Raw genomic sequence first — 17,366 nt, 5'->3', positions numbered from 1 at the left:
TTTCGTCAGCATGAATAGCCCTCAGGAAGAGGGCTGTTCGGCCTGCTCGTCCTTAGCGCGTGTTTTTTTTCCGCTACGTTTAAATGTGCTTTTCTTGCCCGCACCCGGCGCAACCATCCCTCTGAACCGCTTCACCGGCGTACTGCGTGCCTGATCGATCAACTGATACAGCGTCCCCACCAGCGGCTGCATAAAGTCCTGGTAGCGGCACTGCTTTTCACTGATTTGCGTCAGCACGGATTCCCAGTGCGCGGTCATGTCCGGCCTCGCGGCCAGCTCCGGAAGGGAGTGGATGAGCGCCCGACCCGGCTCCGTGGAGTGGATATAGCGTCCTTTTTTCTCCAGGAAGCCGCGCTTGAACAACAGTTCGATGATCCCCGCTCGCGTCGCTTCCGTACCCAGACCGTCGGTGGCGCGCAGGATTTTCTTCAGATCTTTATCCTGCACGAATCGGGCAATCCCGGTCATGGCCGACAGCAGCGTCGCATCGGTGAAATGGCGTGGCGGCTGGGTCTGACGTTCAACCACTTCACCTTTCTCGCACAATAACTCGTCATCTTTCGCGACTACCGGCAGCGGCGTACCGTCGTTCTCCTCGTCTCGCTCTTTGTTGCCGAGCAGCGTGCGCCAGCCCGCTTCCGCGAGGAAACGCGCTTTGGCGATAAACTTACCTTTGGCAATCTCAAGCTCAATGACACATTTGCGGAACACCGCGTCCGGGCAGAACTGCATCAGATACTGACGGGCGATGAGGTTATAGACCTTCGCTTCGTTATCCGTCAGGTTAACGTGGCTGGCGCGTGCCGTCGGGATAATTGCATGGTGGGCGTCCACCTTTTTATCATCCCAGCAGCGGTTATGGGTGTCCGGGTTCACCACCGGCTGCGGCAGGAGATCGGCGGCGTGTACGCTTATCGCGTTCAGTACCGCGTGGCGACCGGCAAAATGTTCTTCCGGCAGATAACGGCTATCCGAACGCGGATAGGTGATCAGCTTGTGGGTTTCATAGAGCTTCTGGCAGATATCCAGCACGTTTTGTGCGCTGAGGCCAAAGCGCTTCGCCGCCTCAATCTGCAAGGCCGAGAGCGAAAATGGCAGCGGTGCGGGTTCTGATTCCCGTTTATCGTTATAGCTGGTGACGATGGCAGGCTGACCGGTAATACGGTTAACCACATGCTCCGCCAGCGGACGGTGCAGCAAACGCCCCTCTTCATCCTGGTACGATTCACAGGCATCGCTCGGCTGCCAGACGGCGGTAAAGCGTTCGTCCTTAGGCGTAACGATATGCGCTTTCACTTCAAAGAAATCTTTGGCGACGAAGTTCTCAATCTCTTCATCACGACGCACCACCAGCCCCAGCACCGGCGTCTGCACGCGGCCCACGGAGAGTACCCCCTGATAGCCCGCATTACGCCCGAGGATGGTGTAGGCGCGGGTCATGTTGATCCCGTACAGCCAGTCAGCGCGCGCGCGCGCAAGCGCCGAGACGCACAGCGGGATAAACTCGCTGTTGGCACGCAGACGCGAGATCGCACGCTCTACCGCCTGCGGGTTGAGGTCGTTTATCAGGCAGCGCTGTACCTGCTGGCGTTTTTCCGGCGCCAGCTCGAGGTAGTCCAGCACTTCATCTACCAACAGTTGCCCTTCCCTGTCCGGGTCACCTGCGTGAACCACTTCAGAGGCTTCGTGCAGGAAACGCTTGATCACGTTCAGCTGTTTGGTCACCGAAGGCCGGGGCTGCAGGCGCCATTTTTCCGGCACGATGGGCAGATCGTTGAGGTTCCAGCGGGCGTAGCGGCTGTCGTAGACGTCCGGCTGCGCCTGCTCAAGCAGGTGACCAATACACCAGGTCACCACCTGCCCGTTACCGCATTCGATAAAGCCGTCGCCCTTGCGGTGCGGCTTCGGCAACACATCGGCGATGGCGCGCGCCAGGCTCGGCTTTTCGGCAATAAACAACCGCATCGAATTAACGGATCTCAATCATCGGTCGGCCACCGCGTGCGGTCACCAGCTCGCCGATCGCCGTCAGGGTAATGCCAAACTCGGCGGCCGTTGCCTGAACGTCAGCTTCGGCTTCCGGTGTGACCGCCAGCAGCAGGCCGCCGGAAGTTTGTGGATCGCACAGCAGGTTGCGCCATTCTTCAGGCATCTCGCCCATCAGGTGACCGTAGCTGGCAAAGTTGCGCTGAGTACCGCCCGGCACCGCGCCCTGCGCAATGTACTCTTCCACGCCCGGCAGTTTCGGTACGTCCTGATACCAGACCTGTGCCTGCACGCCCGCGCCCTGACACACTTCGGAGAGGTGTCCCAGCAGACCAAAACCGGTCACATCGGTCATCGCCTTTACGCCGTCGATATTGGCGAATGCCGCGCCCGCAAGGTTCATCTGGCACATCACTTCCGTTGCCAGACCTTTGTGTTCCGGCTTCAGCAGGGATTTTTTCTCGGCGGTCGTGAGTACGCCAATGCCGAGCGGCTTGGTGAGGAACAGCTTGCAGCCCGCCTGCGCGGTGCTGTTGCGCTTCACGCGCTCGGTCGGCACCACGCCCGTGACGGCCAGGCCAAAAATAGGTTCAGGCGCGTCAATCGAGTGACCACCGGCCAGCGCAATTCCCGCCTGCTGACAGGCGAAACGGCCGCCATCAATGACGTCGCGGGCAATTTCCGGCGCGAGGGTATTAATTGGCCAGCCCAGAATGGCGATGGCCATAATCGGCTTACCGCCCATCGCGAAGATATCACTGATGGCGTTGGTGGCCGCAATGCGCCCGAAATCGAAGGGGTTATCGACAATCGGCATAAAGAAGTCAGTGGTGCTGATAATGCTGGTGCCGTTACCTAAGTCATAAACTGCAGCATCGTCACGCGTTTCATTGCCGACAAGCAGGTTCGGGTCGACAAACTTCGCCTGTTCACTGTGCAGAATGGTCTCCAGCACTTTCGGGGAAATTTTACAACCGCAACCGGCTCCGTGGCTGTACTGCGTTAAACGAATGGTTTGCTCGCTCATGGACGTCTCCTGTCATCTCAATCGCGCTATGGTAGCGCTCATTCCATAAAGAGGTAAGTATGACTGTCTGAATTCTGCGGCAGATGCTCAGAATCCAGACAGTTTAGCGTGGGTTATCAGAAACGGCTGACGAAAGGCGTACTGTCCGGCACGCTGATGGTGCTGGAGGCTTTAAGCTGCGGCGTACCGAGGTAGAGGAAACCGACAATTTTATCGTGCTCACCGCAGCCAAAACCGTCACGGACTACCGGGCTCTCGGTCAGCGGACCGGTACGCCAGATACCGTTAAACCCCTGTGCGACAGCGGCCATTTGCATCGCCATTACCGCGCAGCCAGCAGACATTTCCTGCTCCCAGACCGGGACTTTATGGCCAGCCTGACATTTCGCCACGACGGCGATGATCATCGGCGCACGGAACGGCGCATTGCGCGCTTTATCGATACCTTTCTCATCCTGCCCGACGGCAACCGCGCCCTGCTCCAGCAGCTGGCTGAAACGATCGCGGCCTTCACCTTCAATCACAAAGAAGTGCCACGGCTGCAGCGTGCCGTGATCGGGGGCACGCATCCCGGCACGCAGAATGTTTTCCAGCTGCTCGCCCACCGGGGCAGGTTCGGCCAGACGTGACGCGCTGCGGCGGTTAACAAGCAGTTCAAGTGCGTCCATTGGTTAACTCCTTTATTGAAATTTACTCACAAAATTAACACGGCCGCAGATTTTGTTACAGCCTGGCAGGCGATTCCTGCTGACAAGTGGCGGTTGGGTCATTACGATAACCCAACATTACCGTCCAGTGGCGACGGAAACAGTCATTTTCTGGTTAGGGAGAATACATGCGAACCCTTTGGCGAATCTTTGCCGGTTTCTTTAAATGGACGTGGCGACTGCTCAACTTCGTCCGCAACCTGGTGATGAACATCTTCTTCATCCTGCTGGTTCTGGTTTGCGCAGGCATCTGGATGCATATCAGCAATGCGAATCAGGCGCAGCATTCAACTCGCGGGGCGCTGTTACTCGATATCACCGGCGTCATCGTGGATAAACCGTCCACCAGCAACCGTCTGGGGGTCATTGGCCGTCAGCTGTTTGGTGCGACGTCCGACCGCCTGCAGGAAAACTCCCTGTTCGATATTGTCGATACTATCCGTCAGGCCAAAGACGACCGAAATATCACCGGGATCGTACTGGATCTGAAAGATTTTGCCGGAGGCGACCAGCCTTCAATGCAGTACATCGGTAAAGCGCTGCGTGAATTCCGCGACAGCGGTAAGCCAGTGATCGCCGTGGGCGACAGCTACAGCCAGGGGCAATATTATCTGGCAAGCTTCGCCAACAAGATCTGGCTCTCTCCGCAGGGGACGGTCGATCTGCACGGCTTTGCCACCAACGGCCTGTACTACAAATCGCTGCTCGACAAGCTGAAAGTGACGACCCACGTCTTCCGCGTCGGCACCTATAAATCAGCCGTGGAGCCGTTTATTCGCGACGATATGTCCCCTGCTGCCCGTGAAGCGGACAGCCGCTGGATTGGCGAGCTGTGGCAGAACTATCTGGGCACCGTGGCCGCTAACCGCCAAATTACCGCTGAGCAGGTCTTCCCGGGCGCACGTGGCGTGCTGGAGGGTCTGCGTAAGGTTGACGGCGATACCGCGAAATATGCCCTCGACAATAAACTCGTTGATGCGCTGGGTACCAGTGCGGATATCGAAAAAGCCCTGACCAAACAGTTTGGCTGGAGCAAAGAGGACAAAAACTTCAGCGCGATCAGTATGTATGACTACGCTGCGAAAAAACCGGACGAGAGCGGTGACAGCGTAGCCGTGGTGTTTGCCAACGGCGCCATCATGGACGGTCAGGAAACCCCGGGTAATGTCGGCGGTGACACCACCGCGTCGCAAATCCGTGACGCGCGCCTTGACCCGAAAGTGAAAGCCATTGTTCTGCGCGTAAACAGCCCGGGCGGCAGCGTGAGCGCCTCCGAAGTGATCCGCGCTGAGCTGGCCGCGGCCCGCGCTGCGGGCAAACCTGTCGTCGTCTCCATGGGCGGAATGGCGGCATCAGGTGGGTACTGGATCTCCACGCCAGCCAACTACATTGTGGCTAACCCAAGTACGCTGACCGGTTCTATCGGCATCTTCGGGGTAATTAACACTGTGGAAAACAGTCTGGATTATCTGGGCGTGCACACCGACGGTGTTTCTACGTCGCCGCTGGCAGATGTGTCGATAACGAAATCCCTGCCGCCGGAAGTGTCGGAGATGATGCAGATGAGCATTGAGAACGGGTATAAGCGCTTTATTACGCTGGTGGCTGACTCGCGTAAAAAGACGCCAGAACAGATTGACCAGATTGCTCAGGGCCACGTCTGGACCGGTCAGGACGCGAAGAACAACGGACTGGTGGACAGTCTGGGTGACTTTGACGACGCCGTGAAGAAAGCGGCCGACCTGGCGAAGCTCAAGCAATGGCACATTGAGTATTATCAGGATGAGCCGTCATTCTTCGATATGGTGATGGACAGCATGTCTGTCTCCGTTCGCGCCATGCTGCCGGAGGCGCTGCAGGCTTACCTGCCTGCGCCGGTTGCCACGGCAGCGAAGGCGATGAAGACGGAAAGCGATAAGCTCGCGGCCTTTAACGATCCACAAAGTCGTTACGCGTTTTGCCTGACCTGCGCGAACGTCCGTTAAAAACCGTCCCCTCTTCTCACGAAGAGGGGATTTTTTTCTTTTGAAGAACAAGAACTCACTACCATGCAGAAGAAATCGATTTATGTAGCCTACACTGGCGGTACCATCGGTATGCAGCGCTCTGAAAATGGCTATATTCCTGTCTCCGGCCACCTTCAGCGTCAGCTTGCGTTGATGCCTGAGTTCCACCGTCCGGAAATGCCTGACTTTACCATCCATGAATACGAGCCGCTGATGGACTCCTCCGACATGACGCCAGAAGACTGGCAGCACATCGCGGATGACATTAAAGCGCATTACGACCAGTACGACGGCTTCGTGATCCTGCACGGTACCGACACCATGGCGTTCACGGCCTCGGCGCTCTCCTTCATGCTGGAGAACCTGAGCAAGCCGGTTATCGTCACCGGGTCGCAAATTCCGCTGGCGGAGTTACGCTCCGACGGGCAGATCAACCTGCTGAACTCCCTGTACGTGGCGGCAAATTACCCGATTAACGAAGTCTCGCTGTTCTTCAACAACCGTCTGTATCGCGGCAACCGCACGACGAAAGCCCATGCCGATGGTTTTGACGCCTTCGCCTCACCGAACCTGCAGCCGCTGCTGGAAGCGGGGATTCATATCCGTCGTCTGGGCACGCCGCCTGCACCGAATACCGCTGGCGAGCTGATTGTGCATCCGATTACCCCGCAGCCCATCGGTGTGGTTACCATTTACCCGGGTATTTCCGCCGACGTGGTCCGCAACTTCCTGCGCCAGCCAGTGAAAGCGCTGATCCTGCGCTCCTACGGCGTGGGCAACGCCCCGCAGAACGGTGAGTTTCTGAAAGAGCTTCAGGAAGCCAGCGAACGCGGAATTGTGGTGGTGAACCTGACCCAGTGTATGTCCGGCAAAGTGAATATGGGTGGCTATGCCACCGGCAACGCGCTGGCACATGCGGGTGTCATCAGCGGTTTCGATATGACCGTTGAGGCGACGCTGACTAAACTTCACTATTTACTGAGTCAGGATCTGGACATTCAGTCCATTCGCAACGCCATGATGCAAAATCTGCGCGGTGAACTGACCCCGGACGAATAAGGAGGCCTCATGACGCAACGCGCCCTGCTACTGGTCGATTTGCAAAATGATTTCTGCGCAGGCGGCGCGCTGGCCGTCGCCGAAGGTGACAGCACCGTTGACGTGGCGAATACGCTGATTGACTGGTGTAAAGCCCGCGGTGAAGCGGTGGTCGCCAGCCAGGACTGGCACCCGGCTAACCACGGCAGTTTTGCCAGCCAGCACAATGTCGAACCGTTCACTCAGGGTGAACTCGACGGGCTGGCGCAAACCTTCTGGCCGGATCATTGCGTGCAGCAAACGGAAGGCGCGGCGCTGCATCCGCTCCTGAATCAGAAAGCCATCGACGCGGTGTTCCATAAGGGTGAAAACCCGACAATAGACAGCTACAGCGCGTTTTTTGATAACGGTCATCGTCAGAAGACCGCGCTGGACGCGTGGTTACGCCACCATGAAATCACGGAGCTGATTGTGCTGGGGCTGGCGACAGATTACTGCGTGAAGTTTACCGTACTGGACGCGCTCCAGTCAGGCTACACCGTCAGCGTGATCACCGACGGCTGCCGCGGGGTCAACATTCACCCTCAGGACAGTGCTCAGGCGTTTATGGAGATGGCAGCCGAAGGCGCGACGCTGTATACCCTGGCAGACTGGCTGGAAACGCAGGCGTAGTTTTTTAAGCCGGGTGGCGGCTTCGCCTTACCCGGCCTACTTTCTCTGGAGCGCAGCGCCACCCGGCATTTCTTCTCCAATCCCCATAAAGTGAACTCCCTCGCATCCTCAGCGAAGCGGCAATGCTATTCTCGTCAGGTTGTTTTTTCGCCACGCCTTATCTGTGGCGTGGTTATTTTTATTAAGTCAAAGAGGAAATTATATGAAACGTTTGCCCTTGCTGGCAGCATTACCCTTGCTTTGCGCGTCACTGGCTTCCGCTGCGCCCCTGATGTCCGTCGGCTATTTCAACGGGGGTGGCGATGTCACCGCCGGACCGGGTGGCGACATTAATAAACTGGATGTCCGCCAGATCACCCACCTGAACTATTCGTTTGGTCTGGTCTACAACAACGAGAAAGACGAAACCAACGCCGCGCTGAAAGATCCGACGAAACTGCATCAGATCTGGCTTTCGCCAAAAGTGGCATCCGATCTGGCCTTAATCCCCACTCTGCGTAAACAAAACCCGCACCTTAAAGTGCTGCTCTCTGTTGGCGGCTGGGGTGCGCGTGGTTTCTCTGGCGCAGCGGCCACCAAAGAGAGTCGTGCGGTGTTTATCCGATCCGCCCAGGAGGTTGTCGACAAATACGGTCTGGACGGGATTGATCTCGACTGGGAGTACCCGGTCAACGGCGCGTGGGGACTGGTTGCCAGCACGCCAGCCGACAGGGACAACTTCACCGCGCTGCTGAAAGAGATGCGCGACGCATTCGGGCAGAAAAAGCTGGTGACCATTGCGGTAGGTGCCAATGCGGAAAGTCCGAAAAGCTGGGTGGATGTCAAAGCCATCGCTCCCCTGCTCGACTACATCAACCTGATGACCTACGACATGGCGTATGGTACCCAGTATTTTAACGCCAACCTCTATGATTCCAGCGCCTGGCCGACGGTGGCTGCTGCCGATAAATACAGCGTGGACTTTGTGGTAAATAACTATCTGGCCGCGGGACTGAAACCACAGCAGATGAACCTCGGGATCGGGTTTTACGGTCGCGTACCGAAACGCGCCGTTGAGCCGGGTATCGACTGGAGCAAGCCGGACGCACAAAAAAATCCGGTCACCCAGCCCTACTTTGGACCGCAGGAGCTCGGCTTGTTCAGGTCGCTCGGCTATGACCTGTCCAAAGATACCTACGTGAAGTACAACGATATCGTGAAAAAGCTGCTGAACGATCCGCAGAAGCGTTTTACCGAGCACTGGGACGACCAGGCGAAAGTGCCTTGGCTCTCCGTGGAAGCAGCCGACGGCAAGGCGCTCTTTGCGATTTCGTATGAGAACCCACGTTCCGTGGCGATCAAAGCGGACTACATTAAACAGAAAGGTCTCGCCGGGGCGATGTTCTGGGAGTATGGCGCGGACGATAACAACCAGTTAGCGAAGCAGTTGGCAGAGTCATTAGGGATCCCGCAAAAGTAGCGACGCATTCAAACCCTCTCCCCGTGGGAGAGGGTTGGATGAAGGCATCAGCCCGCACGTTTATTGCATTTTCAGCGTCGCAATTGGCTTCGGCGTGATGCCAAAATCTTCTTTCAGCTCTCGCTTGCTTTTCATCACCATCTGGCCGTTGGTATCGATCGTCATGTGCTGCGCGTCAGTATTGTTGCGCGCCTGCCACAGCATCACCAGCTGCAAACTGTTCTCTTTTTGCTCAGGGGTAAGCGCCACGCCATCCGGCCATTTTCCCAGTTCAACGGCGGTGACCAGACGCTGATAAACATCCTGGGTCATCCCGTTAATCATGTCATCAATATTCACGATCTCTCCCTTTCAAAGGAATAATTTGCTGAATCGTTTTTTCAACCCTTGATCTGGTCGCCGTTTTCATCATCCGTGAAGCTCATGGAGGCCGAATTGACGCAGAAACGCTCCCCCGTTGGCTGTGGACCATCCGGGAAGACGTGCCCCAGGTGCGCGTCGCAGGTCCCGCAACGGATTTCCGTGCGCACCATGCCGTGCGAGGTGTCAGTCAAATAGCGGATGGCCTCATCGCTCACCGGCTCGTAAAAGCTCGGCCAGCCGCAGCCGGAATCGAATTTCGTTTGTGAGTTAAACAGCGGGGCATCACAGACCAGACAGTGATAGACGCCGTCTCGCTTGTTGTGCAGTAAACGCCCGGTGAATGGCGGTTCCGTGCCGTGGTTCTGCGTCACGTAAAACTGCATTTCTGTGAGGTTTTTTTTCAAATCGTCAGGGTTACGTTGGTTCGACATATGCTTACATCTCGCTGTAGAAACAGACATCTTTTAACCCGGATTCTAACAAAACATTAACACCCTTGCGTGCACTTTTGTTCTAAACTTATGTGTCGCGAAAAGGCGGTCAGGCAATTGTGATCATGTTCACATTTTTATCCTGCGAGGACTTTAAAATTCCGGGCGCAGCCCCCATGTGGTTGCAAGCTCAAAGGGAAAGTGAGGCGAGTCAGTCGCACAAACGTTAGTCACAGGATTGATTTGTCGCAATGATTGACACGATTCCGCTTGACGCTGCGTAAGGTTTTTGTAATTTTACAGGCAACCTTTTATTCACTAACAAATAGCTGGTGGAATATATGACTATCAAAGTAGGTATCAACGGTTTTGGCCGTATCGGCCGTATTGTTTTCCGTGCTGCTCAGAAACGTTCTGACATCGAAATCGTTGGTATCAACGATCTCCTGGACGCTGAATACATGGCGTACATGCTGAAGTACGACTCAACTCACGGTCGTTTCGACGGCACCGTTGAAGTGAAAGACGGCCACCTGGTTGTTAACGGCAAAACCATCCGCGTTACTGCTGAGAAAGACCCAGCTAACCTGAAATGGAACGAAATCGGTGTTGATGTTGTAGCTGAAGCTACCGGTATCTTCCTGACCGACGAAACTGCACGTAAACACATCACTGCAGGCGCGAAGAAAGTTGTTCTGACTGGTCCTTCTAAAGACAACACCCCAATGTTCGTTCGTGGTGCAAACTTCGAAACTTACGCTGGCCAGGACATCGTTTCCAACGCATCCTGCACCACCAACTGCCTGGCACCGCTGGCTAAAGTTATCAACGACAACTTCGGCATCATCGAAGGTCTGATGACTACCGTTCACGCTACCACCGCTACTCAGAAAACCGTTGACGGCCCGTCTCACAAAGACTGGCGCGGCGGCCGTGGCGCGGCTCAGAACATCATCCCATCCTCTACCGGTGCTGCTAAAGCTGTAGGTAAAGTACTGCCAGAACTGAATGGCAAACTGACTGGTATGGCGTTCCGCGTTCCAACGCCTAACGTATCCGTTGTTGACCTGACCGTTCGTCTGGAAAAAGCTGCTTCTTATGAAGAAATTAAGAAAGCAATCAAAGCTGCTTCCGAAGGCGCAATGAAAGGCGTTCTGGGTTACACCGAAGACGACGTTGTATCTACTGATTTCAACGGCGAAGTGTGCACTTCCGTGTTCGATGCTAAAGCTGGTATCGCACTGAACGACAACTTCGTGAAACTGGTTTCCTGGTACGACAACGAAACTGGCTACTCTAACAAAGTACTGGACCTGATCGCTCACATCTCCAAATAAGTTGAGATGAGTGTTTGATCCAAAAAGGCGACTTCGGTCGCCTTTTTTATTGTTTTTAGACAGAGGATTGCTTAATGATTAATAAAATATTTGCACTTCCGGTAGTCGAACAACTTACCCCTGTGCTCTCCCGCCGCCAGATTGACGGCGCTGATGTTATCGTCGTTGACCACCCGCGCGTGAAAGCCTCCGTGGCGCTGAATGGCGCCCACCTGCTCTCCTGGAAGCCTGAGGGCGAAGAGGAAGGACTGTGGCTGAGCGAGGCCACCTCGTTCAAAAAAGGGGCTGCTATCCGTGGCGGCGTCCCCATCTGCTGGCCATGGTTCGGCCCGTCCACACAGCAGGGTTTGCCGTCTCACGGTTTTGCCCGTAACCAGCAGTGGACGCTGAAAGCGCACAATGAAGATGACAACGGTGCCGTGCTGACCTTTGAGCTGCAGGCGAATGATGAAACCCGCGCCCTGTGGCCGCATGATTTCACCCTGTACGCCCGTTTCAAGCTGGGTAAAACCTGCGAAATTGAGCTGGAAGCGCATGGCGAGTTCGAAACCACGTCTGCCCTGCACACCTACTTCAACGTGGGTGACATCAACGCAGTGAAGGTGAGCGGCCTCGGCGATACCTTTATCGACAAAGTTGATAATGCGAAAGAGGGCAAGCTGAGCGACGGCGTTCAGGCTTTCCCCGATCGTACCGACCGCGTCTATCTCCACCCGGAAGCCTGCAGCGTGATCCACGATGGTGCCCTGAACCGCGGCATTGAGGTCGTTCATCATCATCACAGCAATGTGGTGGGCTGGAACCCAGGTCCGGCATTGTCTGTCAGCATGGCCGATATTCCTGATGACGGTTACAAAACATTCGTTTGTGTAGAAACAGCCTGCGTGACCACGCCGCAGAAAGCGAGCGAAGAAAAACCGTCTCGTTTAGGGCAGACGATCCGTATTGTTAAGCGATAATCGCCCTGCACCACAAAAAAGCAAACGGGGCGCAAGCGCCCCGTTTTGATGCAATAATTGCACTGAATTAATGCACAATCAGAACTTGTAGGTCACACCCACAGAGAAGATACCCGCCCATGACTTATCGACCATCGGGCTATCTTTCACTTCATCGCTCAGACGCTCATAACGGCCAGTACCGTAGACGCTCCAGTCGCCAAGGAAGTTATAGCTCGCGGTCAGCTCCAGGTAGGGATCCCAGCCATCATCTGCGCTGTAGCTTTTCAGACCACTGCGGCGAGACTCGTTTTTAGAGACGCCGTAATAGTAGTCATTGTAGTTTTCACTGTTGTACTGCACACCGATGCCCGGCGTCAGGGTAAGCCCGCCGTTGGTATAACGGTACAGCCATGCCAGATCCCAGATAAAGCCGTTGCTGTTGTCCAGCGTATCACCTGCCAGGGCAGTACGCAGGAAGCCATACTCGGTGTTATGCACGTATGAAAGCCCGGCCATCATGCTACTTTTGCGCTTATCGAGCTGGCGAAGCGCGCGGCTGTCGCTGTCTCCCGGCTTGAAGTGCGTTGGATCGTAGTAGGCCATGATAGAGAGCTTGTCGGCCGTGTCGTTCCAGAGATAGTAGCCGCCGCCGAGACCGCGGAACCAGACGTTCTCGCCTTCATAGGTGATAACGGGAACAGGATATACGTCACGATCGTACTGTTTGTATGGGCTGTTAATGACGCCAACACCCGCGCCAACCGTCCACTGACTTTCCGCCTGAGCGGTGCTAACTGCGGTCGCGGCAAGGATGCCCAATGCCAGAAGTTTGAGTTTGGTCACAATCCATTCTTTCCTGTAGTCAAATAATCAGCGGGAGAAGTGTAACCGCCATTCCCGTACAACCCAAAATTTTTTGCCTGCTAATCAGTCTGATTAACCCGTTATTTTTCACTTTTCAGATGACAGCACGCTTTCATTTATATGACCACTGAATGAAAAACGTGCTTAAGCCTTATAACCCAGGTGGAAATTTTTGGATGAGTTATTGATATGTCATTGAAATTAGATTTTCTCAGCATGCAAGTTTGGCAAATGCCATCTACGCTTAATTTTAAGAAGAGTTTTCCTGAACGCCCTGCGGTTCTTAGCCTCTGACCTGGCACACAGGTTGCTGCTCTGGCAGTGAGGTGCGAGAGATTCTCTTCCGGGAGCCTCCACTACTCATACGAACGGCTCTTATCCTGTGCTAAAAAACGAAAGGACGGCATGCCATGAATATATTCGATCACTATCGCCAGCGCTATGAAGCTGCCAAGGACGAAGAGTTCACACTGCAGGAGTTTCTTACCATTTGTCGGCAAGATCGCAGTGCCTATGCCAATGCGGCAGAACGGCTATTGATGGCTATTGGTGAGCCAAACATGGTTGATACTGCCCTGGAGCCACGGCTTTCCCGTCTGTTTTCGAATCGGGTGGTCGCCCGATATCCGGCGTTCGAAGAGTTCTACGGCATGGAAGATGCCATTGAACAGATTGTCTCCTATCTGAAGCATGCCGCTCAGGGTCTGGAAGAGAAGAAACAGATCCTCTATTTACTCGGCCCGGTCGGTGGCGGTAAATCCTCGCTGGCTGAACGCCTGAAGTCGCTGATGCAGCGCGTGCCGATTTATGTGTTGAGCGCTAATGGCGAACGCAGCCCGGTGAACGACCATCCGCTGTGCCTGTTTAATCCACAGGAAGATGCGCAAATTCTGGATAAAGAGTTTGGCATTCCGCGCCGCTACCTCGGCACCATCATGTCGCCGTGGGCGGCAAAACGCCTGCATGAGTTTGGGGGCGATATCACCAAATTCCGCGTGGTGAAAGTGTGGCCGTCTATCCTTGAGCAGATCGCCATCGCCAAAACGGAACCGGGTGATGAGAACAACCAGGATATCTCGGCGCTGGTGGGTAAAGTTGATATCCGTAAGCTGGAAAACTTCGCACAAAATGACCCGGATGCCTATGGCTATTCAGGTGCGCTGTGCCGCGCCAACCAGGGGATCATGGAATTCGTGGAGATGTTTAAAGCACCAATCAAAGTGCTGCATCCTCTGCTGACGGCGACCCAGGAAGGGAACTATAACGGGACGGAAGGTATCTCCGCCCTGCCGTTTAACGGGATAATCCTCGCCCACTCGAACGAATCCGAATGGGTGACCTTCCGTAATAATAAAAACAATGAGGCTTTCCTTGACCGCGTGTACATCGTCAAGGTGCCTTATTGCCTGCGGATCTCCGAAGAGATCAAGATTTACGAGAAACTGCTCAACCACAGTGAGCTGGTGCACGCTCCCTGCGCGCCAGGCACGCTGGAAACGTTGTCGCGCTTCTCTATCCTTTCGCGTTTGAAAGAGCCGGAAAACTCCAGCATATACTCAAAAATGCGCGTCTATGATGGCGAAAGCCTGAAAGACACCGATCCGAAAGCGAAATCCTATCAGGAGTATCGTGATTACGCCGGGGTCGATGAAGGGATGAACGGCCTGTCCACCCGTTTCGCGTTTAAGATCCTCTCCCGCGTCTTTAACTTCGACCATGCGGAAGTGGCGGCCAACCCGGTTCACTTGTTCTACGTGCTGGAGCAGCAGATTGAACGCGAGCAGTTCCCGCAGGAGCAGGCTGAACGCTATCTTGAGTTCCTGAAAGGCTATCTGATCCCGAAATACGCCGAGTTCATTGGCAAAGAGATCCAGACAGCCTACCTGGAATCCTATTCAGAGTACGGACAGAATATTTTCGACCGTTATGTCACCTACGCTGACTTCTGGATCCAGGATCAGGAGTACCGCGACCCGGATACCGGCCAGCTGTTTGACCGTGAATCCCTGAACGCGGAACTGGAAAAAATCGAGAAGCCTGCCGGGATCAGCAACCCGAAAGACTTCCGTAATGAGATTGTGAACTTCGTCCTGCGCGCCAGAGCGCATAACAACGGACGCAATCCGAACTGGACCAGCTACGAGAAACTGCGCACCGTTATTGAGAAGAAAATGTTCTCCAATACCGAAGAGCTGCTGCCGGTTATCTCGTTTAACACGAAAACCTCAACCGATGAGCAGAAGAAACACGACGATTTTGTCGACCGTATGATGGAAAAAGGCTACACCCGCAAACAGGTTCGCCTGCTCTGCGAATGGTATCTGCGCGTGCGTAAATCGTCCTAAAACAAGTGCCCGGCAGCGCTAGCGCCTGCCGGGCCAACAAAAACGCAAGTTGGCAAATGCAGTACGGGGGGTATATGACCTGGTTTATTGACCGGCGTCTTAACGGCAAAAACAAGAGCACGGTGAACCGCCAGCGCTTCTTGCGCCGTTACAAAGCGCAAATTAAACAGTCGATCTCCGAGGCCATCAACAAACGCTCGGTGACCGACGTCGACAGCGGCGAGTCTGTTTCCATCCCCACCGATGACATCAGCGAACCGATGTTTCATCAGGGGCGAGGCGGTCTGCGCCATCGCGTACACCCAGGTAATGACCACTTCGTTCAGAACGACAGAATTGAGCGTCCTCAGGGCGGCGGCGGTGGTTCAGGAAGCGGTCAGGGACAGGCCAGCCAGGACGGTGAAGGTCAGGATGAGTTCGTTTTCCAGATTTCAAAAGATGAATACCTCGACCTGCTGTTTGAGGACCTGGCGCTGCCGAATCTGAAAAAGAATCAGCATCGTCAGCTTAACGAGTACAAAACCCATCGCGCGGGCTATACCGCCAACGGCGTCCCCGCCAACATCAGCGTCGTGCGTTCGTTGCAGAATTCGCTGGCGCGGCGCACGGCCATGACGGCAGGCAAACGTCGTGAACTGCGCGAACTTGAGAGTAGCCTGAAGGTCGTGGAAAACACGGAGCCGGCGCAACTGCTGGAAGAGGAGCGCCTGCGCAAAGAGATTGCCGAGCTAAGAGCGAAGATCGATCGCGTTCCGTTTATCGACACGTTCGACCTGCGTTACAAGAATTATGAAAAACGCCCAGAGCCCTCCAGCCAGGCAGTGATGTTCTGTCTGATGGACGTCTCCGGCTCCATGGACCAGGCCACCAAGGATATGGCGAAGCGTTTTTATATCCTGCTCTACCTGTTCCTGAGCAGAACCTATAAGAACGTGGAAGTGGTCTATATTCGCCACCATACGCAGGCTAAAGAGGTCGACGAGCATGAGTTCTTCTACTCGCAGGAGACCGGCGGCACCATCGTCTCCAGCGCGCTGAAGCTGATGGATGAAGTCGTGAAAGAGCGTTACGACCCGGCGCAATGGAATATCTATGCCGCGCAGGCGTCCGATGGTGATAACTGGGCCGACGACTCACCGCTGTGTCACGACATCCTGGCGAAGAAAATTCTGCCGGTGGTGCGTTACTACAGCTATATCGAAATTACCCGTCGCGCGCATCAGACCCTGTGGCGGGAGTATGAACATCTGCAATCGATGTTTGATAATTTTGCCATGCAACATATCCGTGACCAGGATGATATTTATCCGGTGTTCAGGGAGCTCTTCCACAAGCAGTCTGCTAACAGCAACGCATAATCTCACAGCCAGCGAACGCGCTGGCTGTTTTCTTTCGACGCCGTTCTTCTCGTGCTAATGTAGCCATCTGCATACTGGATTATCACCGGGAAAATCACGATGACTGACGACGTTATGGGGACAGGAACCCACCAGCAACTGATAACCTTACTCACCGGGCAAGGCGCGCGTTTTCGCGTTATGGAGCACGAGGCGGTCGGGAAATGTGAAGCGGTAAGTGAAATACGCGGGACCGATCTGCGTCAGGGCGCAAAAGCCCTGGTCTGCAAAGTGAAGGGAAACGGTGTTAAAAAACATGTTCTGGCGATCCTGGCCGCCGATCTGCAGGCAGACCTGAGCCGGCTTGCCAGCCATTTCGGCGGGCTTAAAGCCTCCCTCGCCAGCCCGGCCGAGGTAAGTACCCTTACCGCCTGCGTATTCGGCGCTATTCCGCCTTTTAGTTTCCACCCCGATCTGACGCTGGTCGCCGACCCGCTGCTGTTCGAGCGTTTCGACGAAATCGCGTTTAACGCCGGCCTGCTGGAAAAATCCGTGATCATGGATACCCAGGATTACCTGCGCATCGCCCGTCCTGAGCTGGTGACTTTCCATAAAGTCTAACCGTGAAGGCTGACTGTCAGCCTTTTCTCTCCAGCAACAGCACGGAGGCGACGAGAATCGCGGCAATGGCGAAAAACGATGAGGAGATAATCAGCGTTTCAACAAACATGTGATCGTTCATGATAGCGACCCCTTTGCGATATCTGCCTTCGTTTTAAACCGAGTAAATGACAAGGTTATGACAGCGGTAAAATCTTTTTAAAACTGTTCTCCGCCCTTTTTCCGCGTACAG

General features: G+C 55.0%; 16 protein-coding genes. 9 read left to right on the top strand and 7 right to left on the bottom strand.

Going from position 1 to position 17,366, the window contains the following annotated elements:
• Positions 1 to 21 precede the first annotated feature (21 nt).
• From ACOTXR_RS04310 to ACOTXR_RS04300, 3 genes are all read right to left on the bottom strand, one after another.
• On the bottom strand, positions 22 to 1,965 hold the full coding sequence (locus tag ACOTXR_RS04310) for a DNA topoisomerase III (RefSeq protein WP_058690422.1): 1,944 nt from the start codon (positions 1,963 to 1,965) through the stop codon (positions 22 to 24).
• Between the two features lie 4 nt (positions 1,966 to 1,969).
• Positions 1,970 to 3,013: a selenide, water dikinase SelD gene (gene selD, locus ACOTXR_RS04305; protein WP_014883453.1), complete on the bottom strand. Its 1,044-nt coding sequence runs from the start codon at positions 3,011 to 3,013 to the stop codon at positions 1,970 to 1,972.
• A gap of 116 nt (positions 3,014 to 3,129) precedes the next feature.
• Complete coding sequence (locus tag ACOTXR_RS04300) at positions 3,130 to 3,681, bottom strand: NAD(P)H nitroreductase (protein WP_058690423.1); 552 nt, start codon at positions 3,679 to 3,681, stop codon at positions 3,130 to 3,132.
• Between the two features lie 167 nt (positions 3,682 to 3,848).
• On the opposite strand from ACOTXR_RS04300, the gene sppA reads away from it, so the two are divergent.
• The 4 genes from sppA (at position 3,849) to ACOTXR_RS04280 (ending at position 8,895) form a co-directional block, all read left to right on the top strand.
• On the top strand, positions 3,849 to 5,705 hold the full coding sequence (gene sppA, locus ACOTXR_RS04295; RefSeq protein ID WP_058690424.1) for a signal peptide peptidase SppA: 1,857 nt from the start codon (positions 3,849 to 3,851) through the stop codon (positions 5,703 to 5,705).
• Positions 5,706 to 5,768: 63 nt separating this feature from the next.
• Positions 5,769 to 6,785 carry an asparaginase gene (gene ansA, locus ACOTXR_RS04290; RefSeq protein WP_014883450.1) on the top strand — a complete coding sequence of 339 codons (1,017 nt, stop codon included), beginning with the start codon at positions 5,769 to 5,771 and terminating at the stop codon, positions 6,783 to 6,785.
• A 9-nt stretch (positions 6,786 to 6,794) separates the two neighbouring features.
• Positions 6,795 to 7,436 (top strand): bifunctional nicotinamidase/pyrazinamidase, encoded by a 642-nt coding sequence (gene pncA / locus ACOTXR_RS04285; RefSeq protein WP_014883449.1) that lies wholly within the window; start codon positions 6,795 to 6,797, stop codon positions 7,434 to 7,436.
• A gap of 202 nt (positions 7,437 to 7,638) precedes the next feature.
• A complete protein-coding gene (locus ACOTXR_RS04280; protein ID WP_048996953.1) occupies positions 7,639 to 8,895 on the top strand; it encodes a glycoside hydrolase family 18 protein in 1,257 nt (418 codons plus the stop codon).
• A gap of 60 nt (positions 8,896 to 8,955) precedes the next feature.
• Here the strand turns inward: ACOTXR_RS04280 and ACOTXR_RS04275 are convergent, their stop codons facing one another.
• Together ACOTXR_RS04275 and msrB are read right to left on the bottom strand one after the other, a co-directional pair.
• Positions 8,956 to 9,234 (bottom strand): YeaC family protein, encoded by a 279-nt coding sequence (locus tag ACOTXR_RS04275; RefSeq protein ID WP_045135041.1) that lies wholly within the window; start codon positions 9,232 to 9,234, stop codon positions 8,956 to 8,958.
• Positions 9,235 to 9,275: 41 nt separating this feature from the next.
• On the bottom strand, positions 9,276 to 9,689 hold the full coding sequence (gene msrB, locus ACOTXR_RS04270; protein ID WP_023332742.1) for a peptide-methionine (R)-S-oxide reductase MsrB: 414 nt from the start codon (positions 9,687 to 9,689) through the stop codon (positions 9,276 to 9,278).
• A 341-nt stretch (positions 9,690 to 10,030) separates the two neighbouring features.
• On the opposite strand from msrB, the gene gapA reads away from it, so the two are divergent.
• Together gapA and ACOTXR_RS04260 are read left to right on the top strand one after the other, a co-directional pair.
• On the top strand, positions 10,031 to 11,026 hold the full coding sequence (gapA, locus tag ACOTXR_RS04265) for a glyceraldehyde-3-phosphate dehydrogenase (protein WP_014831506.1): 996 nt from the start codon (positions 10,031 to 10,033) through the stop codon (positions 11,024 to 11,026).
• 74 nt (positions 11,027 to 11,100) lie between these two features.
• A complete protein-coding gene (locus ACOTXR_RS04260; RefSeq protein WP_058690425.1) occupies positions 11,101 to 11,985 on the top strand; it encodes a D-hexose-6-phosphate mutarotase in 885 nt (294 codons plus the stop codon).
• Between the two features lie 78 nt (positions 11,986 to 12,063).
• On the opposite strand, the gene ACOTXR_RS04255 is transcribed toward ACOTXR_RS04260, so the two are convergent.
• Positions 12,064 to 12,810 (bottom strand): MipA/OmpV family protein, encoded by a 747-nt coding sequence (locus ACOTXR_RS04255; protein WP_058690426.1) that lies wholly within the window; start codon positions 12,808 to 12,810, stop codon positions 12,064 to 12,066.
• Between the two features lie 431 nt (positions 12,811 to 13,241).
• On the opposite strand from ACOTXR_RS04255, the gene yeaG reads away from it, so the two are divergent.
• The 3 genes from yeaG (at position 13,242) to ACOTXR_RS04240 (ending at position 17,134) form a co-directional block, all read left to right on the top strand.
• Positions 13,242 to 15,176, top strand: coding sequence for a protein kinase YeaG (yeaG, locus tag ACOTXR_RS04250; RefSeq protein ID WP_014883443.1), 1,935 nt, complete (start codon positions 13,242 to 13,244; stop codon positions 15,174 to 15,176).
• 74 nt (positions 15,177 to 15,250) lie between these two features.
• Complete coding sequence (locus tag ACOTXR_RS04245; protein WP_014883442.1) at positions 15,251 to 16,534, top strand: YeaH/YhbH family protein; 1,284 nt, start codon at positions 15,251 to 15,253, stop codon at positions 16,532 to 16,534.
• A gap of 99 nt (positions 16,535 to 16,633) precedes the next feature.
• The gene (locus ACOTXR_RS04240; protein ID WP_023332738.1) at positions 16,634 to 17,134 is read left to right on the top strand and encodes a YbaK/prolyl-tRNA synthetase associated domain-containing protein; all 501 of its coding nucleotides are present in this window, start codon (positions 16,634 to 16,636) and stop codon (positions 17,132 to 17,134) included.
• A 16-nt stretch (positions 17,135 to 17,150) separates the two neighbouring features.
• On the opposite strand, the gene yoaI is transcribed toward ACOTXR_RS04240, so the two are convergent.
• Positions 17,151 to 17,255, bottom strand: coding sequence for a small membrane protein YoaI (gene yoaI, locus ACOTXR_RS04235; protein ID WP_023332737.1), 105 nt, complete (start codon positions 17,253 to 17,255; stop codon positions 17,151 to 17,153).
• Positions 17,256 to 17,366 lie beyond the last annotated feature (111 nt).

It is taken from the genome of Enterobacter cloacae complex sp. IR53030, assembly GCF_049238365.1.
Classification (GTDB): domain Bacteria; phylum Pseudomonadota; class Gammaproteobacteria; order Enterobacterales; family Enterobacteriaceae; genus Enterobacter; species Enterobacter kobei.
This window is presented reverse-complemented; position numbering and strand designations above follow the sequence as displayed.

Bases quoted from the DNA above. Each gene is read 5' to 3' on its own strand.
- ansA (WP_014883450.1), top strand. From the start codon at position 5,769: ATGCAGAAGAAATCGATTTATGTAGCCTACACTGGCGGTACCATCGGT.
- ACOTXR_RS04300 (WP_058690423.1), bottom strand. From the start codon at position 3,681: ATGGACGCACTTGAACTGCTTGTTAACCGCCGCAGCGCGTCACGTCTG.
- ACOTXR_RS04310 (WP_058690422.1), bottom strand. From the start codon at position 1,965: ATGCGGTTGTTTATTGCCGAAAAGCCGAGCCTGGCGCGCGCCATCGCC.
- ACOTXR_RS04245 (WP_014883442.1), top strand. From the start codon at position 15,251: ATGACCTGGTTTATTGACCGGCGTCTTAACGGCAAAAACAAGAGCACG.
- msrB (WP_023332742.1), bottom strand. From the start codon at position 9,689: ATGTCGAACCAACGTAACCCTGACGATTTGAAAAAAAACCTCACAGAA.
- selD (WP_014883453.1), bottom strand. From the start codon at position 3,013: ATGAGCGAGCAAACCATTCGTTTAACGCAGTACAGCCACGGAGCCGGT.
- ACOTXR_RS04280 (WP_048996953.1), top strand. From the start codon at position 7,639: ATGAAACGTTTGCCCTTGCTGGCAGCATTACCCTTGCTTTGCGCGTCA.
- ACOTXR_RS04260 (WP_058690425.1), top strand. From the start codon at position 11,101: ATGATTAATAAAATATTTGCACTTCCGGTAGTCGAACAACTTACCCCT.
- yeaG (WP_014883443.1), top strand. From the start codon at position 13,242: ATGAATATATTCGATCACTATCGCCAGCGCTATGAAGCTGCCAAGGAC.
- ACOTXR_RS04240 (WP_023332738.1), top strand. From the start codon at position 16,634: ATGACTGACGACGTTATGGGGACAGGAACCCACCAGCAACTGATAACC.
- yoaI (WP_023332737.1), bottom strand. From the start codon at position 17,255: ATGAACGATCACATGTTTGTTGAAACGCTGATTATCTCCTCATCGTTT.
- pncA (WP_014883449.1), top strand. From the start codon at position 6,795: ATGACGCAACGCGCCCTGCTACTGGTCGATTTGCAAAATGATTTCTGC.
- sppA (WP_058690424.1), top strand. From the start codon at position 3,849: ATGCGAACCCTTTGGCGAATCTTTGCCGGTTTCTTTAAATGGACGTGG.
- gapA (WP_014831506.1), top strand. From the start codon at position 10,031: ATGACTATCAAAGTAGGTATCAACGGTTTTGGCCGTATCGGCCGTATT.